The sequence below is a fragment of the Vibrio sp. 9-16B-A1 genome (assembly GCF_056726165.1).
The window spans coordinates 712,245-736,199 of sequence record NZ_JBSDZD010000001.1; the positions used below are offsets into that span (position 1 = coordinate 712,245).

24 protein-coding genes and 1 riboswitch are annotated in these 23,955 nt (G+C 43.9%); of the genes, 5 read left to right on the plus strand and 19 right to left on the minus strand.

The features are described from left to right. Positions 1–69 precede the first annotated feature (69 nt). The 13 genes from ACVB80_RS03225 to ACVB80_RS03285 form a co-directional block, all read right to left on the minus strand. Positions 70–393: a hypothetical protein gene (locus tag ACVB80_RS03225; RefSeq protein WP_481079815.1), complete on the minus strand. Its 324-nt coding sequence runs from the start codon at positions 391–393 to the stop codon at positions 70–72. A gap of 13 nt (positions 394–406) precedes the next feature. After that, a complete protein-coding gene (locus tag ACVB80_RS03230; protein ID WP_481079816.1) occupies positions 407–844 on the minus strand; it encodes a NirD/YgiW/YdeI family stress tolerance protein in 438 nt (145 codons plus the stop codon). 67 nt (positions 845–911) lie between these two features. Then, positions 912–1,256, minus strand: a complete 345-nt coding sequence (locus tag ACVB80_RS03235; RefSeq protein ID WP_481079817.1) for a hypothetical protein — start codon at positions 1,254–1,256, stop codon at positions 912–914. Positions 1,257–1,439: 183 nt separating this feature from the next. Next, positions 1,440–2,258 (minus strand): EAL domain-containing protein, encoded by an 819-nt coding sequence (locus ACVB80_RS03240; RefSeq protein ID WP_481079818.1) that lies wholly within the window; start codon positions 2,256–2,258, stop codon positions 1,440–1,442. Positions 2,259–2,269: 11 nt separating this feature from the next. Beyond that, positions 2,270–3,181, minus strand: a complete 912-nt coding sequence (locus tag ACVB80_RS03245; protein WP_481079819.1) for a type II secretion system F family protein — start codon at positions 3,179–3,181, stop codon at positions 2,270–2,272. 99 nt (positions 3,182–3,280) lie between these two features. Continuing rightward, complete coding sequence (locus ACVB80_RS03250; RefSeq protein WP_481079820.1) at positions 3,281–4,813, minus strand: GspE/PulE family protein; 1,533 nt, start codon at positions 4,811–4,813, stop codon at positions 3,281–3,283. Continuing rightward, positions 4,810–5,370, minus strand: a complete 561-nt coding sequence (locus ACVB80_RS03255; protein ID WP_481079821.1) for a hypothetical protein — start codon at positions 5,368–5,370, stop codon at positions 4,810–4,812. Before ACVB80_RS03255 ends, ACVB80_RS03250 begins: the two co-directional genes overlap by 4 nt. Further along, on the minus strand, positions 5,345–6,166 hold the full coding sequence (locus ACVB80_RS03260; RefSeq protein ID WP_481079822.1) for a hypothetical protein: 822 nt from the start codon (positions 6,164–6,166) through the stop codon (positions 5,345–5,347). Before ACVB80_RS03260 ends, ACVB80_RS03255 begins: the two co-directional genes overlap by 26 nt. Beyond that, positions 6,163–6,663 (minus strand): hypothetical protein, encoded by a 501-nt coding sequence (locus ACVB80_RS03265; RefSeq protein WP_481079823.1) that lies wholly within the window; start codon positions 6,661–6,663, stop codon positions 6,163–6,165. Before ACVB80_RS03265 ends, ACVB80_RS03260 begins: the two co-directional genes overlap by 4 nt. Continuing rightward, entirely contained in the window at positions 6,663–8,084 is a 1,422-nt protein-coding gene (locus ACVB80_RS03270; protein WP_481079824.1) for a hypothetical protein, read from the minus strand. Before ACVB80_RS03270 ends, ACVB80_RS03265 begins: the two co-directional genes overlap by 1 nt. Continuing rightward, entirely contained in the window at positions 8,059–8,808 is a 750-nt protein-coding gene (locus ACVB80_RS03275; RefSeq protein ID WP_481079825.1) for a LysM peptidoglycan-binding domain-containing protein, read from the minus strand. The genes ACVB80_RS03270 and ACVB80_RS03275 overlap by 26 nt, the downstream gene beginning before the upstream one ends. Before the next feature lie 11 nt (positions 8,809–8,819). After that, positions 8,820–9,902, minus strand: coding sequence for a hypothetical protein (locus ACVB80_RS03280; RefSeq protein ID WP_481079826.1), 1,083 nt, complete (start codon positions 9,900–9,902; stop codon positions 8,820–8,822). A gap of 63 nt (positions 9,903–9,965) precedes the next feature. Beyond that, on the minus strand, positions 9,966–10,502 hold the full coding sequence (locus ACVB80_RS03285) for a prepilin-type N-terminal cleavage/methylation domain-containing protein (protein ID WP_481079827.1): 537 nt from the start codon (positions 10,500–10,502) through the stop codon (positions 9,966–9,968). Positions 10,503–10,872: 370 nt separating this feature from the next. On the opposite strand from ACVB80_RS03285, the gene ACVB80_RS03290 reads away from it, so the two are divergent. Beyond that, a complete protein-coding gene (locus ACVB80_RS03290) occupies positions 10,873–11,352 on the plus strand; it encodes a winged helix-turn-helix domain-containing protein (protein WP_481079828.1) in 480 nt (159 codons plus the stop codon). A 189-nt stretch (positions 11,353–11,541) separates the two neighbouring features. After that, entirely contained in the window at positions 11,542–13,095 is a 1,554-nt protein-coding gene (locus tag ACVB80_RS03295; RefSeq protein ID WP_481079829.1) for a winged helix-turn-helix domain-containing protein, read from the plus strand. Positions 13,096–14,061: 966 nt separating this feature from the next. Here the strand turns inward: ACVB80_RS03295 and ACVB80_RS03300 are convergent. From ACVB80_RS03300 to ACVB80_RS03315, 4 genes are all read right to left on the minus strand, one after another. Beyond that, the gene (locus ACVB80_RS03300) at positions 14,062–14,238 is read right to left on the minus strand and encodes a hypothetical protein (RefSeq protein WP_481079830.1); all 177 of its coding nucleotides are present in this window, start codon (positions 14,236–14,238) and stop codon (positions 14,062–14,064) included. A gap of 123 nt (positions 14,239–14,361) precedes the next feature. Beyond that, entirely contained in the window at positions 14,362–14,760 is a 399-nt protein-coding gene (locus tag ACVB80_RS03305; protein WP_481079831.1) for a hypothetical protein, read from the minus strand. Beyond that, positions 14,738–14,983: a hypothetical protein gene (locus ACVB80_RS03310; protein ID WP_481079832.1), complete on the minus strand. Its 246-nt coding sequence runs from the start codon at positions 14,981–14,983 to the stop codon at positions 14,738–14,740. Before ACVB80_RS03310 ends, ACVB80_RS03305 begins: the two co-directional genes overlap by 23 nt. Positions 14,984–15,189: 206 nt before the next feature. Then, positions 15,190–16,056 (minus strand): glycerol kinase, encoded by an 867-nt coding sequence (locus tag ACVB80_RS03315; protein ID WP_481079833.1) that lies wholly within the window; start codon positions 16,054–16,056, stop codon positions 15,190–15,192. A gap of 226 nt (positions 16,057–16,282) precedes the next feature. Between ACVB80_RS03315 and ACVB80_RS03320 the strand changes: the two genes are divergently transcribed. The 3 genes from ACVB80_RS03320 to ribB all read left to right on the plus strand — a co-directional run bounded on the left by ACVB80_RS03320 (position 16,283) and on the right by ribB (position 21,024). Further along, positions 16,283–17,467: an acyl-homoserine-lactone synthase gene (locus ACVB80_RS03320; protein WP_481079834.1), complete on the plus strand. Its 1,185-nt coding sequence runs from the start codon at positions 16,283–16,285 to the stop codon at positions 17,465–17,467. Further along, positions 17,460–20,006 carry a response regulator gene (locus ACVB80_RS03325; RefSeq protein WP_481079835.1) on the plus strand — a complete coding sequence of 849 codons (2,547 nt, stop codon included), beginning with the start codon at positions 17,460–17,462 and terminating at the stop codon, positions 20,004–20,006. Before ACVB80_RS03320 ends, ACVB80_RS03325 begins: the two co-directional genes overlap by 8 nt. A 76-nt stretch (positions 20,007–20,082) precedes the next feature. Beyond that, positions 20,083–20,239, plus strand: a riboswitch (FMN riboswitch). A gap of 122 nt (positions 20,240–20,361) precedes the next feature. After that, complete coding sequence (gene ribB / locus ACVB80_RS03330) at positions 20,362–21,024, plus strand: 3,4-dihydroxy-2-butanone-4-phosphate synthase (RefSeq protein WP_481079836.1); 663 nt, start codon at positions 20,362–20,364, stop codon at positions 21,022–21,024. 116 nt (positions 21,025–21,140) lie between these two features. Here ribB and ACVB80_RS03335 read toward each other — a convergent pair whose 3' ends face one another. Both ACVB80_RS03335 and malX read right to left on the minus strand, forming a co-directional pair. Continuing rightward, the gene (locus tag ACVB80_RS03335; protein ID WP_481079837.1) at positions 21,141–22,307 is read right to left on the minus strand and encodes a MalY/PatB family protein; all 1,167 of its coding nucleotides are present in this window, start codon (positions 22,305–22,307) and stop codon (positions 21,141–21,143) included. 58 nt (positions 22,308–22,365) lie between these two features. Further along, positions 22,366–23,934 (minus strand): maltose/glucose-specific PTS transporter subunit IIBC, encoded by a 1,569-nt coding sequence (gene malX / locus ACVB80_RS03340; protein WP_481079838.1) that lies wholly within the window; start codon positions 23,932–23,934, stop codon positions 22,366–22,368. Positions 23,935–23,955: the final 21 nt, after the last annotated feature.

Below are 23,955 nucleotides of genomic sequence, written 5' to 3' on the forward strand. Positions count from 1 at the left end.
AGTAATAACTATTAACTACAAAAAAACAGATATAGTAATTAGTTATCCCCCTGAACTAATTAATAAAAATCAGAGGCGACGTTCGAAAATGTTAACTACTAACCTCATGTACTCTAATTGAGCTCGTAATGCCTCTTTAGCGAGATCACCACCAACATCCGTCATCTCAGCCTCGTTAAGCTTTAATATCGAGTGTTGAATCAATTGAACTGTAACATCTGAAGACTTTCTCATTGCAGTAAAATCGTTATAACAACCAAACTCGCTGGCTAACCGGTCAAATTTCAAATCTGCATTCTGTCTTGCCTCTTCACACTCAAGAATGCCCGCCCACCCATTTTCCAGTATGTTAGACAGCAACTTTGCCTGGTTTTTTGACACACTAAACATCATCTTTACTTGTCTCCTAATTAGCCAGGACCACGATTCTATCTACATCTATTTTGGTTCCCAGAATACTTTTATCCAACTCACCATTTATATGTACTTTCGTGTTCGGTGTTGCCGATTGACCAAGCCATTTTTCATGGTCAATTTCGACTGCTATCTCACACTCCCCATCAGTAAAAAGGTACATTTCTCCGCCTAGTGCAGACTTAATATAGCCAACAAAGGAGACAGGTAAATCATTACCAAAAAGGTTTGTATCCAGTGCCTGCCTGACAGTAGTAATCCCGTGGAAGGGGCCGGAAAAACCAAAACCACTGGTGCCATAATTCCTGCCACTGGTAATCTCTGCCTTCTTATCCAACTTAACTTCATTGGCATACCCTAAACCAGGCAACAGGGTTAAGAAAAACAAAGGCACTAACTTAACTAACAATGTTCGTATACCGGATGTCACAATCCTCTCCTTGTTCCATTAATTAACTAACTATAATTAAGGGGAATACGTCCCCAAATACACTTGATTACTCTACAGGTGAATCTTCTACGATGGCTGTTTTTCCATGTTCCTCTCCTGATGAACCTAAAATTAATTCCAACACTACCTTTTTTTTTAAGTTATCATTGCCCTCATAGAGATAATTCTCTAAAATTTTCGCCTTCTCCACTCCCGCCGCTCCTTCTGCTTTAGCTCTGTGAATGACAGCTTTGCTTTCCTCGATAGTAATTCTGTTGTTCCATTCAGCCCTGCGTAATGCAGCAATACCATCCATCTCTTGCTTATAAAGTGTATATCTGGGCCAAGCAACGATGGCAATAATGAGAAAAACGACGAAAACAATAGCTACTGAAATCCCCTGATAGCTCACGTACCGGTCCATACTCCCCTCAAAAAAAATCAATACCAACATTTAGTAAAAGCTACAACATTAATAAGTTCACCAACAGTAATTTAAATTAACAATTTATAAGAGAAGTACACGAAAGTCTTTTAAAGGGAGAGTAGGTGACTCATCAGGCAACCCATATTTCAGGTATCAAAAAAGTTACTCCTATCCAGGAGGAGAGAAATAATACCCCTGATAAAATGTCTCTTCCCCGCCTTTATAAGTATCATATTGAATCTTACTTTCTATCCCTTCAACTATAATAAAACATGCCTTTTCAATACATATACTTCGTATGGCGTCCATAACCTTAACATCTGAGGCGCCAACATTTTTCACAAAAATTTTATCCAGTTTAACAAAATCAGGCCTGACTTTTTCCAAAAGTGAAATATTATTATTTCCGGTTCCAAAATCATCCAGAGCTATCGCAATTCCCTTTTCCCTAAACCTCAATATATTATTAATCAACTTCCCTTCAAAAAACACCCCAGAATTCTCGGTTATCTCAATAAGCTTTACATTTTTACTTCGGTTCATAATAAAGATAATTAACTCCAATTTAATACCACATAAGATTGACGGACAAATATTCACGCCAAACTTATGTGGGCTATCTATTTTTGATACCCTATATATCTGAACAAGTGTATGCAGTAACAAAAAACCTTCAGTACGAAGCATATCTATGACAACAACTGGACTTAATTGGGAACGGAATCTGGACAAAACCTCCAAATATAATATAGGCCCGTTCCTTCTTACCATTATAGATTGATGTTTATACTCACACCAAACAATCAACCTCAATATAATAGCAACCTTCGTGACCGGGACTATAGCCATTAGCAATATCAATATTGATATGTCTGATGACTTTTCACCAAAGAAACCGTAATATCTCACTAAAAACGATGATGAAGAAATAAGAAAAAACAGATCAATGGACTTAATACCAAATGAAAACAGATTTAAGAAACGCATCTTAGTCCCTCTTACTGAGCAAAGCTATTACTAAGCATCATTATCGAAAGATATATCCATACAGCAAAAACAGAAATTACAATCGTTGCTGTCGTCTTCAACTTTGAAGCTAATGTTTCTAACTTACTTTTTAAGTGTGATTGTGAACTAAGAAAGATTTTGTCAGCAGCAAGTGACAAATCAGCAGATTCAGCATACAGAGCCAGTTTGGAAACTAACTGGATTGGCAGAAATCCTGTATTGAGTACATCACCTAATGGTAATCCCTCCGCTTGTTTTTCCTGCATTTTTTTCATATGCTTTTGTATCCATCGCGATTGCGTTGTCGACCTAAAGTTTGAGAATGTGTGTCCAACAGGTACATTTAAACGGATCATTAATGAAAGTACCCCAAGAAAAACTGATGCATACTTCAAGGTCATAATGGATACTACTGGAAAGTTGGTAAATTTTTCTCTAAAAGATCCAATCCCGTTTTTTAAATACCAGTTAAATGATATTATCGAAATGACAATAGATAATATACAGAGAGGAAACATCAGGCTAAAAATAAACTTTCCCAGTTCATAAAGAGATGACGAAGCACCGGGCCATGATTCTACAGGCAGTACAGACTCAAACTCAGGAAAAACTTTAACTGAATAGCCTCCAATCAACATTAATACAAGAAAGATCATAATTACTGGACCTAAAAGTGCCGATACCATTTTATCCATAGCCTGTTTCTTCAGTTCACAGATGTTTTTAGCACGCTCTATTCCAACTATCAGGTCTCCTGCTTCAGATGAAAGGTCTATTATTAACATCTCATCATCAGGTACCTTATCATCCAAAAGAAGCACCAAGTCACCTTTTATACTGTATAACTCATATAACTCCTGATACAGTTTTTGCATTTCCTTATTTTTAATACTCTTGTTCACCTGGATGTTATTCTCAAGAAAACTGGTAATTGAGACATTGTTTTTCAGGCAATCTATAAAAGCGTCATAGATCTCTACTCTCAACCTTGTATTATACATTTAGTTAACTCCATATATTCTTTCAAACTCCTGCGGACAAAGCTTACCTTCTAATACTTTTCTAAAGGCATTCTCAGACATGGTATAACCACTGACACCTTCACTATTTTCTCGCCATTTAGTGAACATCTCTCTGGTACCGACTACGTCTATAACATCATTATATGGAAAAAGAAATTCGACACATATTTGCCTTCCTTTATATCCGGAAAATCCGCACAACTCACATCCACTATCGCTTGCAGCATAGATGGTTGCGTTACTATCCTTTAATTTGTCGTAGAGTGTTCTGGAAAATCTTAGCTGAGAGTAGTCCAGTTCCAATGACAGCTCCTCCTTACAGTTTTGGCACGTTCTCCGAAGAAGCTTCTGTACAATTATTCCGGCCCAGAAGTCATATGATCGTAGCTTATCCATTTCAATGCCAAGAGAATTGAGGCGTGATATAACACCTGACACGCTACTTGCGTGCAGCGTTGTTACAGCAAGGTGGCCACTCTCAACAACATCCGTTAATGCCTTGGCTGTCGCGGGATCCCGGGTTTCTCCTATCAACAACACATCAGGGTCCCGCCTCATTGCTGAGTAGATATACTTCATAAAAGGGTTAGTATCATCACCCTTTGTTTCATTTCTTTTTACGTTTGTCTGGATAGCTCCACGTATATTGTATTCAACCGGGTCCTCTACCGTGAGAACAGAAATAGACTCTCTGTGAAAGCTCAAGTACAACCACTCAAGAAAACCCTTGATTGTTGTCGATTTTCCCGATCCCGTCGTACCTGCCACAATTACCAAACCAAATGGCCGACTCACCATTCGCTTGATTAAATCAGACTCGTCAGAAGAGAAGCCCAGATCTGTCAGGTCAGAAATCTCACCTACCCCGGCGTCTTGCAATACCCTGAATACCGCGTGATAACCTTTCTCTGATCTTGTTTTTAACGGAGAGTGTGCGTAACGGAGATTGAGTATTTTCCCTTTTCTGGTTGGAATTGGGCCCATGGCATCCTGAGGCACCTTACGGTTCCATGAACTCCCTTTACTTATTGCTTCCACATTATAAAAAGTAGAAATTGCAGCATCACTACTGTCTGTATCAATCACCTTATACAGATTCTTATTGCCATCGACCCTGAAAAATATCTCACACTTTCTGTCACCTCTGCAGAAATGAATATCACTGGCTCCGTGCTCACTTGCGTCAGAGAATATAGAAACCAATAACTGTTTTGCCTCTGTTGAGTCAACATTCAAGACATCTTGAGAAAGTAATGACTCCAACTCTATAAATACTTCAATTGGAACAATATAGCTATAATCAAATTTTTTGCGCTTCAGGAACTCGTTAAGCTCAGTAAAATAATTAGGTTTACTTACGCTACCTTTATTGATAAACAGGTAATTCTGCTTCGATTTTGAAAGCGTACATATATAAGCAGCCTTCTCATAATTGCCCAGATCCGTTGAAGAGACTGAAAGATCCTCCCTTTGCAGTAATTCTTTATAAGGAAGTATAATATCTGTTGTCATTTTCTATACCTCAACTCAACCAGGCCATTGACTACTCTGTAAGAATATTTACCTGCAAAACGCTCTCCCGGAGTAATTCCTTTGTATTCCCCACCGTTAGTTTTGTCGACAAAGTCGGCATAAATATCACCTTCAACTTCGTACATCGAAATTAATTGAATCTTATTTTTATTTAAATCTGTTTTACTACTTGACGTTTTTACTGGTTGACCGGTTTTAACTCTGTGGGTGTTAGTCTGGCGATCCGCCTTACTTTTATTACTTTTTACGGACTGTAACTCTGCATCTAACTTTGCTTTCTGAATTAACAATGAATCAAGTTCAATTTTTTTCTCAAGTTCCCTTTTCCTTATTTCATACTCGACCGATCTTTCCCTGTAAGATTGAAGCCTCTCTTCCAAAGACTCACTATCATTTCTGTTTTTAGAAACAACTTCATCAGCGACTTTTTCATTTTTAGATTCTATAGGGATTTCAGTGTTAGCTAAGGCGTCCATAGATAAACAAGACAATGAAAAAATCGCGATCAGATTAACGTTTAGGGCTAGTAACTTCATAAACAATACTTATATTAGATTCGTACTTTTCATTAGTGTAAATCAATTTTTCAAAAACAACATGAGCACCATCAGGAAATAACATCAATAGGTTATACAAATCAAAAAAATCACCTTTATGCTCTAACTTAAGTATGTAAAACAACCTCCCACCGAAGTCATAAATCTTTTCTGGATCACCTTTTATTTTTATCAATTGATTAGGTCTGGATACCTTATAAAACTCGGACCAGTTCCCCAAATCCTTAATGAAACCTTCAAAACTAAAAGCATCATCTGACTGACCAATATTACTAACACTGTGGACCCCGTTTTTGACATGCGCAATATCCACATAGAATTCTGCTCTTGTTGAATTATTAGTAAAAGTAATACCATCCGCTAAATCAGAAAATCCATACTGACTGAACTTATTAAAAACATACTCAGGGTAGAACGCCTCCTGCTCAGAACCACCAGTATACTTTATGCTGGATTTTGGGGGTTTTTTAGAGTCTACTCCATACGAGATTGCCTCTAATTTCCACCCCCCAATCTCCATCTCTGTCGATAAATCAACGTACAATTTGAAATCATTTAAAACCTGTTTTGCCGAATTTAAATTTATATATGTCAGCAAAGCCTGTTGCTGTTTATTACTTCGTTCGATTTCTATGCGGTTTTTTTCCTCAAGCATCATTGCCATATTTTTCTCAGTGTAAGCAATGTAAGTGTCATATGATAAGTATCCAATAAATACAATCATGACCACTGATAATAGAGCAATAGCCACATTCAAGTTCAGAACTCTGTTCATATCAAAGACCTGAATACATAAAGAGCTGTCAAAATTAGAAACAATAATACTGATAAAATGACCAATTTTCCATTTATCAAACTTACCTTTGATAGCCTAATTGAACCTGACAATTTATCCGATATATCTTCAATAATGACCAACTCGGCGTCAAAGCTTATAGCTAAGTCTTTTATCTTACTAACATTCTCATCTGTAAACAAAAAGGGCTGAGATAAAAAACCAGATGTATTAAGGAATACGCCGCTCTTCATAACTGAAATATAGCCACCTTTCTTATCCTCATACAGCCCAAGAAATGTCGCGTTCTTATCTGTTCCTTCAAGAGAATCTAACTTTCTTACAAGCTCCAGATCAAGATTCATATTACTATCTTGCTTACACAGGTATTTGGCTTTCTTATTTAACCAATCAACTCCAACCAACCGGTAGATACCAGTAAAAAGCTTTCTCTCTGATTTTGTCAGCCTTGAGGATGTCCAATATCCCAAATCCATCATATTACCTTCGGTGAGATCAGGATAGCTATCTTCCTGTTCGCCTTCTTTCTTTCCTTGTTGCCACCAAGAAGAAAAGTTCCGGGAACAGTAGAGCCATCACTGTTATTATATCTGTTTTCTTCAAATCCTGTTAAAACAAGAGTGTCACCAGACTGAAGTTTCATTCTTTGAAAAGATGAGTTTTCTGTAGTTTCCGGAAGTTGAATGTTTTCATACTTTTCTAATTTTAATAACTCCTTTTGCTTGATCATGATAGTCATATCAATATTATCTATCTCATCTATAGTAGGAAGAATCATGAGTTCAAGCCCTGAATCGACGCTATCCACATCATAAGTTCTCTTTTCTGTATTTTTATCTTTGTCATACTCGGTTGTTATTGACTTAACATAGTTCCGTTTAGTGGATATATTAAATGGCAATGGAGAGCTGTTAATGCCTACTAAATTAATGCTGCTGGCAATAGATACATTTTTGTTGGCATAAAGACTCTGAAGCAGTAACTCACTTCCTCCGAAATTTCCCGATATGACTTTACCAATCACACTTGTTGCAGAGTCAGCAGATACCTTAGGCACTTCTATGCCAGTTTGGAAATTATTATCCTGATATCCTATTTTCCCGGACATGTTAAAAACAGAGCTCTCATCACCGGAGTACTGAACGATACGAACATCAATTGATACTTGTTTTGCTTGATTCTCAATTAACCTGGTCAGAAATGCCTTTACACCATCAACTGTTTTAGGACGACTTACAATACGTATATGTCCGGTTCTGTCTGAGAAAACCACTTCCCCCATTTCCCCAACCATCGACCTTACAGTACTCACCACAGACTCTACCGTGTCCTGTTTTTGAGTGCCTGATATTGGAGCACTGTCTATAACGTCTACTGACATAGACATATTTGATGAAAAGATAGTTCCTGGCAACTGCGTGGTATAAGTGGTACATTGGTTAAGAATAACGCTGTTTCCCCTGTTCACAGGTTCATAGTTATACTTTCTTTTCAGGTAGTTTAGATATCCATCAACGGTTCCTTGATACTCAATCACTTTATCTTCACCATTTCTGTCATTGATGGAGAAAAAACAGTTATTATTGATTTCAACAGAGATACCATGAGTTCTGACAGGTCTGATCGCATCTGATATTGATACAGGTCTTAATGAAAAGAAAGACATCTTTCTTTCCTTCAAAAAACCTCTCCTGTCTAATTTAACTCTGTCGCCCGCAATATATAGTTCCTGACGAAATTCAATATTGTTTTTTTCCCTGGTTCTTGTGTGTGACTCCAGCCTGTCTATTTTTTCTGAAACCTTTTTAACTTCATCGCTTGAGTCTACTGGCTTTGTGTTAGTACAAGCAGACATACTTATTACTATAAAACTAGTTATCAATAACTTCCAAAACATTGTTCTTCTCATAAAAAGTAAACTTGTACTGGCTAAAATAGGATGACAGCTCTTTGATTGAAACACCAAAGTCTGTATCAAATCTAACATCTGACTCAATCAAACTATCAAATTCAGATGACCATTTGAGCTTTCCTCGTTTTTTTTTCATCCAATCCTGGAGGTTGTCATATAGTGTCTTATCTTTGCTTAAGACATAATAAGAAGTATTGACATGCTCTCCTGCAGCTTCGTCGTTATATCTTAATTTACCTGATTGGACACCGTTATATGATTTTGTAAAACCACAACCAAATCCTTCGAGGTCAATTTTTTCAGATATATTTGAAGGCAGTTTATATGTACAGTTAAGTTCTACCAACCCATTATCACCCCTTTTATCACCTGCACTAGTTACATGGGCGTCATTCACCATGACATTTTTGACCCGGTATTTACCAACAATCAAAGATTGGCTACTTTGACTATACGAACCAGAAGTACAGCGAGGGTCATTAACAAATGGTATCGTTATTTTTTGCCCGATTATTAGCTTATTTTCATCTGATAAATTATTGAGTACCCTTGTGCACCGTGAGTATACGGCCAGATTAGCCAATATCCCTTGCTTCCTTAAAAGACTATATATTGTATCTCCTTTTACTACAGTCACCTGACTTGCCAGAGCAAGTGCTGGACAAAAAAACACTCCTAAAACGAACACTACGCTTTTATTTAGTGACATCTTCAGCAACCTTAACTTTCACACCAAACCTGAGCGAGTGCCAGAACATCAGACTTTGTATATCCTGCAGGCACCACTACATTTATTACCCACTTAGGCTTACCTCCTGATCTGTCCGTATTCCACCCTAATCCAATTCCACTATCCACAGCCCCTGATCCCGTTTTTATTCCCGGGACAAAATTGTCATCACTTGGTTTGACTGATGAGATTCCTGTCCCAAAACTGGCTAATGACAAAGCGATACTTGGATTTAGTCCTGCAGGGCAATCAGGTTTAACTATTCTGTCTCCATCTCTTACTAATGAACTGCTTACACCAGTAAACTCTCCCGAACCGCCATTCTTGGGAGTAATAACATACATGGCTTTCAGGTTTTTCTTGTCACCCGTAGATTTATCTATGATCGAAATTGAGTTATCATCGCCTTCATTCTGCAGACAGATCTTAGTTTTGCTTTTACTTTCCCAACACAATTTCACCGATTGTTCAAAGTCAGAATCCTTGCCTGTTGATATAAAATATTGAACTTCCTTATTGATTACCAGTTGCCCTTTACCCGCTCCAACTTTATTAACCTTAAAGTCAATATTCTTTTGATTAACATTATACCCATGATTTTTTAATCCTTCTTCCATCCCAGCTCTGATAGATGCAATAGCAAATTTCTCTGAAAGAAGTCTCGGTGACCTATACTCGTAATCAATTACAACTTCAATATCACCACTTGTTTTTCTTTCAACCGACCAACTTGTTATTGCAACAGTTCTATTGATAGAAAATGTTGTGTTGCAGTTTACCCCCCGCCAGGGATTAGGTCGTAAACCAGGGGGGGTACACTTAGTAGCGCTTTTAAGCTCCTTTAACTCAGAATTAGTTGAAGAATATTTTCCAGAACTAAACGTTCCCGGCTCATTCGAAAATTGGTATATATAGTATGATATTGATGCCAGACTAATGCCCCCATCTTCATACCTGCTCTGCTCCACCTGATGTATCATATAAACAGAACTACCTATCAAAGCTACAGTAGCAACGGAAATAGCCAGAATAGTCTCCAGTAATGCAAACCCTCGGTTACTTGACACTTTCATTGCACCTCACCTCAGCGAGCAGTGATGGTCTGCATAAATAATGCAGACCATACTTATATAATATTAAAGTTGACTCAACCAAAGTCCATCTTTAATTTTAACAGGAGCACAACCAGCTTTAATATTTGCTGCTGTTTCACCAACAAGGCTAGTTGATTTAGTTATTGCAGACGGAGCTGAACCTGCAATACCATGTGCAAAACTAGAACCTATTGACTGTATCAACTCAATACACATTTTTTCATCCAGCCCTTTTATCCCAATCGAAAATGCATCATCCACAGCAGTACCATCTGAAGACGTAGCCTTAACTTCCAGATCTGTGCCAAAAGGATTATTCTTCGCAGTGTCACTAAGAATTGCATTACTGATACCAGTATAGTTTGACGCATTTGAATATGATTTCTGCACCTGGACAACTGCTTGTGAAATATTAGCAATTAGATCTTTTTTCTTTTGCTCTTCAAATGCAGAACCCGAAAGGGCAACTACTGCGGCCGTAATAATTCCTATAATTCCTATAGCGATGATCATTTCCAACAAAGCAATACCTTTTTGGTTTTGCTTGTTAGCTGTTTTTGCTTTTCTTGAAAACTTCATTAAAACTCCTAGATTATATATTTAACTCGCAAATGCCTTGTTAAGGCGATTTTATGGTGACATTGAGATACTGCTCTATATACGAACCAGATTGGGTGCTTTAACTCATTGATTGGTTTTCCTCATTTCCTTCATATTCAACCCCAAGCACAATACCCCACCAACCAGGCTCATGACATAAATATTAATAAACATTAGTAAACAAAACCAAACAACAAATAACCATAACTAACAGTTATATAACCAATGCTAATCATTTAACACCAATCCAAATCATGTGAGCCAGATCGCTTTTAGACTCAGATTCAATCAACAACAATGGATTTCCATTCATCTAATTACTCAAAAATAGAATGACAAAGGAAGCCCCATGAGAAACGTATTGGAAGAAGCCATTTGTAACAACTGTGATATAATGCTAGCTGACATTAAGTATAATCCTGTTGATAAAACCCTCCACAATAAGGAGGACAAAGTTATATCTATCGACCAACGTTCAATCGAGGTTTTAGAGTTATTACTCTCGAATGTTGGGACTCCCGTAGGAATAGAGACCATGTTGACAAGCATCTGGAGAAATAAGTTCATTTCTAAAAATGTTGTCTCAAATAAAGTATGCCTGATTCGATCTGTTGTAAGAAATAACTCAAACAATATCGAGCCAAGAGACCTTCTTAAGACTTACCCCAAAAAAGGATACTACCTGGTACCGTCCTATATAAAACTGGATAACAGCCTTGAACATAAAAATAAATCCGTTGATAGCAACCATGTGAGCAACAGATATAAAAGCTTATCAGTAATATTGCTTTTTATGGCTATCCTATTTCTTGGAGTAAAGCTATTGTGATTTAAGTTTATTTAACTCTGCTGGAATTCAGACTAAGAAAGACTTTATTGAACAGCTCTATTGCAGATGAGAATTCGAGCTACAGCTCAATTAATACATTGAATAGTAATAGAGCTGAGAACCTATCCATTGCATATTTTTGTGTTATTATTGCCACATAAGAAATCTTAACGCTACCAGCCAGTCGTCATGGTTAATTATTTAAAAAAAGCTAAATTAGAAAGAGCGAAAGTAACGATAGGCAACCTTCAATATGATCCTGCTTTAAGAGAGCTTAGCAGCAATAACTCTGTCGTGCACCTTGAACCAAAAACACAGGAAGTTTTGGAACTATTACTTAGAAATGTTGGAACTCCAATATCGACAAGCAAAATACTGGATCTGGTTTGGGAAAGTGACTTCATATCCAAGAATGTCATTTCAAACAGAATTGGAGACATCCGTTCTTTGGTTAAAAAGCATGATACTGTCAGCGATCCATACAAAGTACTAGTGACATACCCAAGGAAAGGTTACTACTTTAGCCTTGACTATGTCTCCACCTCTGGACCAATACTAAAAAATGGGAAATATCGAGATAAGAGTTACCTATCAAGCTCAACTTTACGTACAATTATAGCAGCCCTAATGTTATCCTTGATTATTTGCTTGTCTATTCTTAAAAATCCACTTTATGGCGAAAACCAGTCAATTTCATCCACCATAAAGCCCCATTTATTGCTAAATGAGATTTCGGCTCTTGACGATTTTTCAAAGCAGCATTTAATTCCAATCAAGGCTTCAATTCTCAATTTTCAACTAAACAATGATAGCGTATATTTATCTAACCTGGATTCACCATTATATTTCATGCAGGTAATTCGTGATGATGAGTATTGGCCAGGTGCACACAATAATAGCAATGGTGACTACATACTGAACATTCAGCTGCATCAGGTTAATAACACAAGGAGAATTCGTTTAGAGTTTGAGGTATTTGACTCGCTTAGGAATACCATAGCTAACAAATCAACCGTTATCATTGATACCGATAATTTTGCATTATCTATCGACAACTTAATTAATACCATCGACAGGCTATTTGGTAATCGCTGCCACGCTTCACACCACTCGTCAAAAAGCCTGTCTACGCTGTTAAACAACAACGTTCAACAATCGATAAGTGATATTATAAGAAAAGGATATGCTACTGACCTGGAGTTGGCATATTTTTCGCCTTTTGTTGTATCTTTACCTGGTATTAGCGACAGGCAGATTAATAAATGGATCTCCGTAATAGAAGAAAGTAAATCATCCTCACTGCAGGTTAGAAACATCTGGCTAGCATTGTTTAACTATAGGCTGGATAGATTTAAAAAATCAAATATGTACTTTTCGAAGTCCATCCTGAGTGGCGTACCAAATAATGCATTTCTTTATTTGGTAAGATCTAACGTGTCACTGCATTTGGGAGATAAAAAAGGGTTTATAGACGATTATTTGCGTTCAATATCCTCTTTAACAAAAGTTCTCCCTCCTCGTTTCATATATTCTCGACTATCCGAATTAAATACAACCGAGAACTGTCTCTCTCCATGGGTTGAGTTGATTGATGGCCTGTCCCTTGAAGACATAAATACATTCTGGACAAATTCTTTCTCTGACTATTGTGAACGTGCGCACGAACATTTATCTGACTACCCAAATGCAATTGCAGAAGGTAATATTTCTAATGATTCTGAATATAGCTCCTCGATACAATAATGTAGCCTGACAATCAGAATGTCACCTCCATGATGTTAATTATTATATGAGAAAGTATTCCTTATAGTTCTCCTGCTCTACAAAAATAGAACACCCTACATGCTCACCTTTACCATTGACTATATTTACTTCTATCCATGCACTTCCACAGCTTTTAACATTGGCTTTCATGAGGATTTTATTCCTATAAATCATTCTATATATCTGAGCTAACTCAAATAAGCATGAAGATGGATTGTATACAGAACTTCTTATTTCCTTTGGAATACAGGTAAGTTGAATCAACGTCTTTACATTTTCCAATGAGTTATTCCTTACGTATGAGTTTTGTCACAGATGCTATTTTATTGAATGCAGGCCTTGTACGCTAACTGCAAAGTGATGATTTTTAATTTTGTGTGATTTTGTTATCCTCTACCAGCTTTGTTTCTGAAAATCAGGTGAAATTAACCAGAAAAACAGCGCGTTACTACACAAATTTTTGTCATTTTTCGACCCGTATAGCCAAACCATCTTTAACGAAAGCAAATGGAAGCAGTATAAGCAAGCCTTTATCAGCAGGTGTGCTCTCATTTTTGTGAAAAAGGAAGCCGTCAACAAAACGACACCGTGACCGACTAAGTCAGGAAACGGGAAGTTTTAGCCACCAACTGATTTCAGGGTCAAAGCCAGATAGTCCATACAACAAAACATGACCTGGTAAGCTCCGGAAGCTCCAAACTGTGCAGTTCGGGCGCGGTATTTCCCGCTCATTAGTACAATTAACGGGTTGTGGGATTATTGATGAAGAGTTTCTTTTTACTTAACTTTTAAATGATATCAGTGTGAAAAATCAGAACAGAAAAGTGCGGATATCCGCAACACTGCACCCGGGTTACCAAGTCAGCAGCTTACTTTGTCAGAGACATCAATCCATGCCCGCTCAGGTTCACCGGATAATCACTGAAAACACTGAGTTCATACGGGTCAATGAAGTGGTTTACAGCCAATTGGCTCTCCGTTAGCGTTTGCAACCAGCGCCAGTGAGAATGCGTGTTCATTTTCGGTGAAATGGCGGATCAGCTTTTCGCGCTCTGAGTCCGTTTTATCCGCCCACAGAGTAATCAGCTTAGCCCGGCAGTCTGCTGCGAACCGGCCGTTCATCTTCTCCGCTTCAAATATCCAGACATTGTTCTTTGCGTGAATACCGTTTGCAGCGATGTGACAACTTCCGTCAATATGTGTGTTCAGGGTAATAACGTCCTGCTGATCCAGATTTTTGCCCAGTTAGTTCAGCTGATACGAACTGTAATACCCAAGATACTTGCTGGGCTGGGAGGCTTCCCACACCGCACCGGCACGGCCGGCCAGAAACTCGACTACAGGAACCGTTTCAACCGCCTGCAACACCAGGGATAACTGGCCATCTCCGGTCTTTTTCTGCCAGGCCACTCCGGCAGGCTTGAGCCCCTCTGAACTCAGCTTAGTCCCCCATTGCTGAGTCAGTAACAGAGACACTTTTTCCGGCATGACCTGCTGCAGTGCCAGCACCGAAAGCAGGTCACTTTCACCCGGGGCTTTATCCCAAAACAGAAACTGACTGGTTTCCGTGCCGTCCTGCACCTCTTTCTTTGCCATAAAGGTAAGGTTATGGCGCACAGTCTCAGAAGGAGCTGCTGCTGCCATGCAGCATAGTCGTCTTCACTCCCTTTTCTGAGCCGGACAGTAGTGTCGCGACTCCGGCAAAACGGGCATCTGAAGAAGCCGTGCGCAGGATGTCCTGACCGTCACTAAGCGTGGTCAGATAGATTCCGATGGACATACCGGCCTCAGGTATGAGTTTACCTGTATCCACGCCAGAGCTGTCACCACCACCGCCACACGCGGTCAGCGCTGTACATACAGACAAAGAGATCAGTCGTTATTTCATGTTTATTTCCATCAGGATGATTGATGAATAACATGCTAAAGGGTGGCGATTGAACGGGCTAAAAACAAAAGATAACAGGAGAAAAGGAAAACTTAATTTATGTTTACCCCTTTGTTTTTATTGTACTAAAAGTATCACTCTCCAAATAAAACACCGTGCCTCTCTTCAGGTAAAAGTGCCATAAATTAGTAAGAGTGGATCCCATACTCCCGTAACCGCCCGGGCAGCACCTCATCAAGGCGCTCCATTTCATGGTATTCCACTTCGATCAGAGCAAACTCATGCTGGCGATACACCTCGCGGAGTTTCTCTTTTTTCTTTTCATCGGCAGCCCCGGCGTCACTGCCCCAGAACTGGAGATAAACCCGGCCCTGTGGCAGGTAGAAATCCCCCAGCACGTCCTCTTCAATGGGCAACTGACGGTCGCAGGCGTGCACAATACCGTTCATGTAGAGCCAGTTGTCGATCAGCAGCTCGCCTTTTGAGCGGACATAGTGCCCGTCCAGAGTGCGGTGTCTGGCAATAAACTTCTGACGAAAGCTTGAGAGGGATTTGTCGGTCGCGTGGGCTTCGGCGTCCTGGCCGCGGAACTCATTTACGGACTGTTTCAGCCGTTTATTTCTCACCAGCGAATCGTGCCAGACCACAAACTGATTGCCACTGGCTTTGTCTTCGCGCTGATAACCACCCACTACCAGCCCGGATGCTGTGACCTGCCAGCCCGTCTCATCACGTGAGAGCCAGCCAAGCTCACTAAGCAGCTGATTGATTTTCTTTGCACTGAGGGAGAGCCGCTCACCGAGCTGGGTCGCGGTCAGGGTTTTGCCGCTGGTCGCAACCAGATCCACCAGCAGATTTTCCGGCCAGACAATAAAGCGGCCGTATTTGGGGTGGCTAGCATACTCACCGCCAAACTTGGTTCCCAGCTCCGTCAGCACCCAGCCCTCTTCCCCCCGGTTAATATACCCGGCGGTTTTCAGCTCGCTGAACAGCGCTTTGGCCTCCATCTCCCGCTTTTTGGCCAGCGCTGTAGTGGACAGTTTTTCGGACATGGTCACTCCTGAACAAAGGCTTACCCTGTTATCTGTATTCATTGTCAGCCTCAATTTCAAGTCAGTTCGTTTGTCAAAACCGGCTTCGGTTCAAAAAACCGACAAAAATCGACTCAGGTTATTTCTCCAGCCTCGAAGCAAGCTCTGAGCAGTGCTACCATGCGCATACAAAATTAATAATAATGCATACTTTTGTGTGCACTTATCCGCGTCAAGGCAGGAAAACGTGAACTTACCTCTATCTGAATGTCATTCAGCGAACAGGGATGCTGCAACTCACAACTGGAAACAGGCTTTATTCAGTGACCTTAAAAATCAAATCCATCTTACCGGTAACACCAGCTTTGAAGGGCTTGTTCGTGCCCGTGAACAGGTACTGCGCAATGCTCTTCCCTGGCTGAGTGGGTGCAATCTGGCAACGCTGTTTTCACACCCGGAGAGCGCCAGAATCACACAGAAAACCCCGCTTTCTGCACCCTATGATGCCTTTCATACTATTGAACTGCGTGCCATTGAACACTTTGGCCACCTGCTGAAATGCTGGGCACAATACGAACGTTACTGGCTGTGTACGCAATATGGGGATGACGGAGATAACCGGCCTCCGCAGGCATTACCGCAATCAGAAGAACAGTATGACTCCACCGTAGTTTCAGCCATCGAAGACGATCCCCGTCTGTTTATGACGCTGCACTCGAACCACCCGATGAAGCTCAAAGACTGCATTACCCTGATAAACCTGGATGTATTTGTAATCGAGCAGGAATGGTATGAGATCCTTTACTGCCTGGAGCTGTCAAAAGCCGGCTGTCACTATATTCTCTGCTATCAGGGAACCGGACATTATCCGACCATCGTATCCAGCGTACTTCTGCAACCATGGCAATCACACACGACATGGCTCAGTCTGGATCCGTTTTTTACCGGCCCGGAATGGCAACCCGACCACAGCCCTGATTTTGCGACACACCTGTATCAAACCGGTGTTTTTCATCCCTCGGTCCTGAGCCGTCCCTTTTTCAACCACCACAGTGAGATAGAAACGCTGCTGACCAAACCTGAGTCGGTCTGGGAAGCGCTTCGCCTGACTCTCAGTGGCACCCGGAGTTACCGGGCTTTCCTGCTGTTTCTGAGCCAGAAACATGTTGTAAGACAGATGCTCAATCATGGTATTGAAGTCACTTTTACCATCATTGAACTGCCTGTCATGTTCAGCTTTTATGCCGGTTTGGACAAAACCTGCTATCTCAGTTACTCCCGCCGGGATATTTGTGGCGATGGCCACGATACATGCCGGGGATTCTGGCTGAACCGGGCTCTCTTTAATCAAATTAAAGACTTCGATTACAGGCAATATCGCCAGCTTCTGCTGAAACAACGTCGCAGCAAACAGGAGCCTGAGCATGCTTAGTTCCCTCATTGAGCACTTTGCCTACCCAAAAGCAATTTTACTCGGCGGTTCAGCACTTTTCGTACTTGGCTGGATAGGTTACTTTGTCCGCTGTGTTGTTAATCAGGGTGGCCGGGCACTGACGAGCCTCTATTACCCATATGTGCTGTACTCCATCTGCATTATGCTGTGGGTATTTTTTAATGCCTATTTCCACACCGGCTACCTGGTCCGCTTCTCTGCAGAAACCACTGTACTGGTCGCGAAGCTGGCTAACGTTTCCTCTTATCTGGCATTTGCTTTTGCCTATCACTTCTCCTGTCGCCTGAGCTCGGAAGATCCCCGGCGGAGACTGAACAGATGGCAACTGACCCTGCTGGTGACACTGAGCGCATTCTCTGTTATTGCCAATATCATCCCTGGCCTGACGGTACAATCCGTTGCGATCCGCGCACCAAGTGACTTCAATATCATCTTTGGCCCACTTACCCCGTGGTTCTTCGCTACCGGGATAGCGCTGGCTTTTCTCACCCTTTCGAATTTTCTGAAGATGAGAAAGAGTGAAGACCGGCTCAGAAAACTGAAGTCCAGTTACATGGTGATGGGGATCGTAATCTTTATGGTTTCCACAGCGGTACTGCATACCTTTGTTACTCTGTTTTTTGACAACTTCGCCATGACCTGGCTGCCACCGGCTCTTTCCATGAGCGAAATGCTTCTGATGGGTTATGCGGTGATCTGCCACCGCTTCTACAGCTGGCGCTACCTTCATTACCTCAGTATCAGTTTTATCTGCCGCGGCACCGTATTTCTGCTGCCACTACTGTGGCTGCGCAGCTATGGCGACAGCGATGGTACTTTTACTGCCGGCGTCCTGTGGTGCGTGCTGTTTGGTATCAGCTACCCGGCGATCCGCCGTGGCTGCCGCCTGCTCGCTTCTCACTTTGTTTACGGAGAAGCGCAGTCACCCGTGGATAAAATCCTCCAGTTGAAGGAAGAGTTTCAGAACTCAGCCCAGCAGGCCATGGTAAAGCTGGCTGATCTGCTGCAACTGCAGCAGGGCAACGCCATTCTGGTGTCTGATGCCCACACCCATAAGCTGTTTGCGACCTATCTGGAAAAAAACAATTCAGTGCTGCTGCTCGAAGAGGTAGAGCACCACGTCAGTAATACCCCGGATCAACGCCTGACGATGATCCGCGATAAAATGCAGGACAATAATTCCGCCATGGTCCTGCCACTGTTTGATCAGCACAACTGTGTCTCGCATCTGCTTATCTCACCGCGCAAAACCGACGGCACTCTCTATTCCAATGAGGAAGTCTCTGCGCTGCAAAGTCTGCTTAAAAAAGTGCAGCCTTATATTCAAAGCGAACGTAAAGTGCTGCAGGCCCAGGCAATGGCCAAGTCCATCGCCCACGAGATGCGCAATCCTCTGGCTCAGATCCAGCTGCACCTGGAAAAGCTCGATAACATGCTCCCAAAATCCGTCCGGCAGGATGCGATAAGCGAAGAGATCGAGCTGGGCAAAAATGCCATCTACCGGGGCTCGCAACTGATCGACATCATTCTGCGCCAGGTCAGTCAGTCAGAGCGGCCAGAAGAGTCGGCCCGGGTTTACTCTGTTTCAGAGCTGATTGAGCGGGCGAAAAAACAGTATGGCTATGAACAGGAGTCATTTGCAGGGCGTATCCACTTTAAGGCGGACAACGACTTTAAAGTAAAAGTAAACGACACTCTGTTTGGCTTCGTGCTTTTTAACCTGATGCGCAATTCACTGTACTACTTTGGCGAGTATCCGGATAACCGGATTGAAATCACCCTGGAACACAGCCTGAAACACAACCGGCTGCGTTTCCGGGATTACGGACCTGGAATTGAACCCCAGATCATCCCGCGGATATTTGATGATTTCTTTACCTACAACAAAACCGGTGGCAGCGGTCTGGGGCTGAGCTATTGCCGCCGGGTAATGCGGGTATTTGGTGGCAGCATTGCCTGTCACTCTGAGTTTGGCAGTTATACCGAGTTTACGCTCAAGTTCCCGGTTTACCCGGCACTGGGGGATACGCCACAGGAAGAACTCCCGGCACCGGCGCAGATTATCCGCACCGCTTCGCCTAAGCTCGAACCAAAACTGCACAACCCGGATGTTCAGGTGCTGATCGCCGATGACAACCCGGCCCAGCGCGCGCTGGTGAAAATCTACCTGACCCAGCTCGGCGCCAAAGTGATCGAAGCAGAAAACGGCCGCCAGGCGATGGACATCGTCAGTCAGCATCCGGTCGATATGGTGCTGATGGATATTCAGATGCCGGTAGTCGACGGCTTTGAAGCCGCCGAGCGTATTAAGAATATCCGTCCGGATCTGCCGGTGATCGCCCTGTCCGGTGAGTCAGGAGAACAGGAAGTGGCAAGGATCACCAGCCTGATGGACGGGCGGCTTATCAAACCGACCACCAAACTGCTGCTCGCAGAAACCATTAACAAGTGGCAGCGAAGCAAACCGGCCTCCCGGGATCAGCACACCAGCGGCGCTGATGAATCCCTGACCAGTTAAACACCCAAAAGGCCGGATAATCAGTGTTTTTCACCCCTGTCTCTTCATTACCCGCCCTGTTCAGGCTACTATGGCTGAGTATTCTCAGGGCGGGGCGCAATTCCCCACCGGCGGTAAGCCAGCATGGCAAGCCCGCGAGCGCCTGCAACGATACTTTGCGTATGGTTACAGGGTCAGCAGATCTGGTGTGAATCCAGAGCCGACGGTAATAGTCCGGATGGAAGAGGATAAATAACCATCAGCTGAATGGCGTATTCGCGCGCAGCTGTGATGGCTCTGTTTGTATGGAAAACCGCCAGGTTTTCTCCCTTCAGTCTGCCCTGATTCTGGTATGAGTTTTTTAATGAGGTTTACCATGAATCAGAACCAAACATCTCTTTTGGCCGAATTCGGCAATCCAATTGAACGCGTTGAAGCGGCGCTTGAAGCGATCAAAGCAGGCAGAGGCGTGATCCTGCTTGACGATGAAGACCGTGAAAACGAAGGCGATATCATCTATTCTGCCGAGCACCTGACCCCGGCGCAGATGGCGCTGATGATCCGCGAGTGCAGTGGCATCGTCTGCCTGTGTCTGACCGATGAGCAGGCCAACCAGCTGGAACTGCCGCCTATGGTTGAAAATAACAACAGTGCCAACCAGACCGCGTTTACCGTGTCGATTGAAGCCAAAGTGGGCGTGACTACCGGCGTTTCTGCCGCTGACCGCGTCACCACCATCAAAACCGCAATCAACCCGGATGCCAAACCGTCTGACCTGGCGCGCCCTGGTCATGTATTCCCGCTGCGCGCACGCCCGGGCGGCGTTCTGACCCGCCGCGGCCACACCGAAGGCACCACCGACCTGATGCAGATGGCGGGCCTGTCTCCGTCAGGCGTACTGTGTGAAGTAACCAACCCGGACGGCACCATGGCCAAAACCCCGGAGCTGGTAGCATTCAGCAAACTGCACAACATGCCGATCCTGACCATCGAAGACATGGTTCAGTACCGCCTGCAAATGGCAGAAAAGACCGCGTAAACCGCGCTTTTAACTGAAACAAAAAAAGCATTTGGATCATGGGTGACCAAATGCTTTTTTTATTTGTTAATCAGAATATTAAAGGCCATGAGAGAAAAAAGATCATGGCAACCCAATTACTCTTCCCTTAGTGCTTTTATCAGCGCTTCCACTCCGGCCTGAAGCTTCTCTTTCGGGCAGCCCACATTCAGGCGCAGGCAGTTCTCGCCCTCCGGCCCGTAGGTATCCCCGCGCATGATCGCGACTTTGTGCTTTTCAATCAGACGCTTCTGGAGCCGGTCCATGTCCACGTTCAGCGGACTGAGGTCAATCCAGGCCAGATAGGTTCCCTCCGGCACCTGATAATCGAGCTGCGGGAAAGCCTGATTAAGCGTATCGGCCACGTATTGCAGATTCTTCTGCAGGTACTGCTTTAATGCTTCCAGCCAGGCTTCTCCCTGGTTATACGCCGCCATGTGGGCAATCACCGACAGGATAGCCGGAGAGGAGAGCCCGTGCGCCGCTTTAAGCTGATGCAGGTAGCGCGCCCTGCTCTCTTCCCCGGCAATAAAGGCATAAGCCCCGGTCAGCGCGGGAATATTGAATGACTTGGAGCCGGAGCTGACCAGCGCCCAGTTATCATCTGCAGCAACCTGACTCCAGGGAATATAAGGGTAATAGGCCATGTCCATGTGAATATCATCGGAGATCACTTTGACCCCGTAGTCATGGCACAATTTGGCCATACGCTGCAGCTCATCCCGGCGCCATACCCGGCCGGTCGGGTTATGGGGACTGCACAGCAGCAGAATCCGGCATTCTGGCCTGGCTATCTGCTGCTCAAACTGCTCCCAGTCAATCCGGTAGCCATCACTGGTATGCAGCAACGGACTGCGCAGCATCCGGCGCTGATTGGCTTCGATCATGTTGGCAAACGCATCGTAGGCCGGAGTATGAACCAGCACCCCCTCACCAGGCGCACTCCACATGGTTATCAGCTGAGAAACGATATAGATCACCGACGGACCGTACACCAGACTGGCGGGCTCCATCTGGCTGTCATAGCGGCGGGCAAACCAGCCGCACACCGCCTGCTTAAAATCATCGTGGTTCCAGCGGCTGTAACCCAGCACGCCGTGGGTCATACGCGTTTCCAGCGCCTGACGAACCGCCGGTGCAGTTTCAAAGTCCATATCTGAAATGGTAAAAGGCAGCAGATCCGGCTGGCCAAAACGGTCTTCGACATAATCCCACTGGGTACAGTAGGTCCCGTGCCGGTCAACCGGAGTGGAAAAATCAAACATAGTCACCTCTGGAAAAAAGAGCGCCCGCAGGCGCTCCTGTCATTGTTACAGGACCGGATCACGCCGGCATCAGGCTCTGAATCTCATTTTTCACCATGTGAACCTGAGGCCCAATCACCACCTGCAGGTTATGGTCATCGAGTTTCACCACACCCAGTGCACCGTTGGCTTTCAGGGTGTCGTCATCCACCAGCGACATATCTTTGACCGACAGACGCAGGCGGGTGATGCAGTTGTCCAGTGCAAGGATATTGTCACTGCCGCCCAGTGCCGCGAGGATGATGTCACCTTTGTAGCCAGCGACTTTCTCACCCACGGTTTCAATCACTTCCTGGCGGGTATCCACTTCACGGCCCGGTGTTTTCAGGTTGAATTTGGTGATCGCAAAGCGGAACACGCTGTAGTACACCGCAAACCAGACACCGGCCACCAGAGGAACCAGATACCACTTGGTTGCCGTACCCTGCAGCACACCGAAGATCAGCAGGTCAATGATGTTGCCATCGGTATTACCTACGGTCACATCCAGCAGGCCCATCAGCATAAAGCCAAGACCGGTCAGGATTGCGTGGATCAGATACAGTGCAGGCGCGATAAACAGGAACAGGAATTCCAGCGGCTCGGTGATACCACCCACGGTACAGGCGACCACACCGGAGATAAGCAGAGCTTTGATCTTATGACGGTTTTCCGGACGGGCACAATGGTACATCGCCAGCGCTGCGCCAGGCAGGCCACCAAGGAAAGTCGGCATTTTACCCTGCGACAGGAAAGCGGTCGCAGAAGATGAGAAGCCATCGGTTGCCGGACACGCCACTTCGGCGTAGAAGATGTTCAGCGCGCCGCTCACCGGCTCACCACACACTTCCAGGGTACCACCGGCTTCGGTAAAGCGGATCAGCGCCACCAGAATATGGTGCAGACCAAACGGCAGCAGCAGACGCTCACCGGCACCGAACATAAACGGACCGGCCGGGCCAGCGTGAGAAATCGCAGTACCCACACCGTTGATCGCCGCAGCAAAGTAAGGCCAGAACAGAGGCACAACCAGGCCCACCACGCCCAGCACGACTGTGGTTACGATAGGCACAAAGCGCGCACCACCGAAGAACGCCAGTGCATCCGGCAGTTTATGGGTATAAAAACGGGCATGCAGGCGGGCAACGATGATACCGACGATCACCGCACCCAGAATACCGGTATCAATCGACTGAATACCCAGTACCGACTTCACGCCGTAGGCCGCTTCCTGCTCTGCGTTACCCAGTACGCCGTTAACCGACAGGTAGAAGTTAATCGACAGGTTAAGCGCAGCAAAGCCGACAAAACCGGCAAACGCCGCCACGCCTTTCTCTTCCCGCGCCAGACCAAGCGGAATCGCCACCGCAAACATCACCGGCAGGTAGATAAAGGCCACCAGACCGATTTTGGTCATCCACATAAACAGGAACTGCAGTACGCTGTTATCCAGCAGTGGCAGGCTCTCTTTTACCGCTCCACTCGACAGCGAGCTGCCGACACCGAGCAGAATACCGGAGAATGCCAGCAGGGCCACGGGGAGCATGAAGGTCTTGCCGAGGCTCTGGAAAAACTCCCATAAGGTCGTTTTGTTTGATGGTTGGGACATAATGATATCCTTGTTTCACTT

Excerpts from the sequence above, each read along its gene's own strand:
- ACVB80_RS03225 (WP_481079815.1), bottom strand. The coding sequence starts at position 393 with ATGATGTTTAGTGTGTCAAAAAACCAGGCAAAGTTGCTGTCTAACATA.
- ACVB80_RS03240 (WP_481079818.1), bottom strand. The coding sequence starts at position 2,258 with ATGCGTTTCTTAAATCTGTTTTCATTTGGTATTAAGTCCATTGATCTG.
- ACVB80_RS03250 (WP_481079820.1), bottom strand. The coding sequence starts at position 4,813 with ATGACAACAGATATTATACTTCCTTATAAAGAATTACTGCAAAGGGAG.
- ACVB80_RS03255 (WP_481079821.1), bottom strand. The coding sequence starts at position 5,370 with ATGAAGTTACTAGCCCTAAACGTTAATCTGATCGCGATTTTTTCATTG.
- ACVB80_RS03260 (WP_481079822.1), bottom strand. The coding sequence starts at position 6,166 with ATGAACAGAGTTCTGAACTTGAATGTGGCTATTGCTCTATTATCAGTG.
- ACVB80_RS03265 (WP_481079823.1), bottom strand. The coding sequence starts at position 6,663 with ATGGATTTGGGATATTGGACATCCTCAAGGCTGACAAAATCAGAGAGA.
- ACVB80_RS03270 (WP_481079824.1), bottom strand. The coding sequence starts at position 8,084 with ATGTTTTGGAAGTTATTGATAACTAGTTTTATAGTAATAAGTATGTCT.
- ACVB80_RS03275 (WP_481079825.1), bottom strand. The coding sequence starts at position 8,808 with ATGTCACTAAATAAAAGCGTAGTGTTCGTTTTAGGAGTGTTTTTTTGT.
- ACVB80_RS03280 (WP_481079826.1), bottom strand. The coding sequence starts at position 9,902 with ATGAAAGTGTCAAGTAACCGAGGGTTTGCATTACTGGAGACTATTCTG.
- ACVB80_RS03285 (WP_481079827.1), bottom strand. The coding sequence starts at position 10,502 with ATGAAGTTTTCAAGAAAAGCAAAAACAGCTAACAAGCAAAACCAAAAA.
- ACVB80_RS03290 (WP_481079828.1), top strand. The coding sequence starts at position 10,873 with ATGAGAAACGTATTGGAAGAAGCCATTTGTAACAACTGTGATATAATG.
- ACVB80_RS03295 (WP_481079829.1), top strand. The coding sequence starts at position 11,542 with ATGGTTAATTATTTAAAAAAAGCTAAATTAGAAAGAGCGAAAGTAACG.
- ACVB80_RS03300 (WP_481079830.1), bottom strand. The coding sequence starts at position 14,238 with ATGAACGGCCGGTTCGCAGCAGACTGCCGGGCTAAGCTGATTACTCTG.
- ACVB80_RS03305 (WP_481079831.1), bottom strand. The coding sequence starts at position 14,760 with ATGGCAGCAGCAGCTCCTTCTGAGACTGTGCGCCATAACCTTACCTTT.
- ACVB80_RS03315 (WP_481079833.1), bottom strand. The coding sequence starts at position 16,056 with ATGTCCGAAAAACTGTCCACTACAGCGCTGGCCAAAAAGCGGGAGATG.
- ACVB80_RS03325 (WP_481079835.1), top strand. The coding sequence starts at position 17,460 with ATGCTTAGTTCCCTCATTGAGCACTTTGCCTACCCAAAAGCAATTTTA.
- ribB (WP_481079836.1), top strand. The coding sequence starts at position 20,362 with ATGAATCAGAACCAAACATCTCTTTTGGCCGAATTCGGCAATCCAATT.
- ACVB80_RS03335 (WP_481079837.1), bottom strand. The coding sequence starts at position 22,307 with ATGTTTGATTTTTCCACTCCGGTTGACCGGCACGGGACCTACTGTACC.
- malX (WP_481079838.1), bottom strand. The coding sequence starts at position 23,934 with ATGTCCCAACCATCAAACAAAACGACCTTATGGGAGTTTTTCCAGAGC.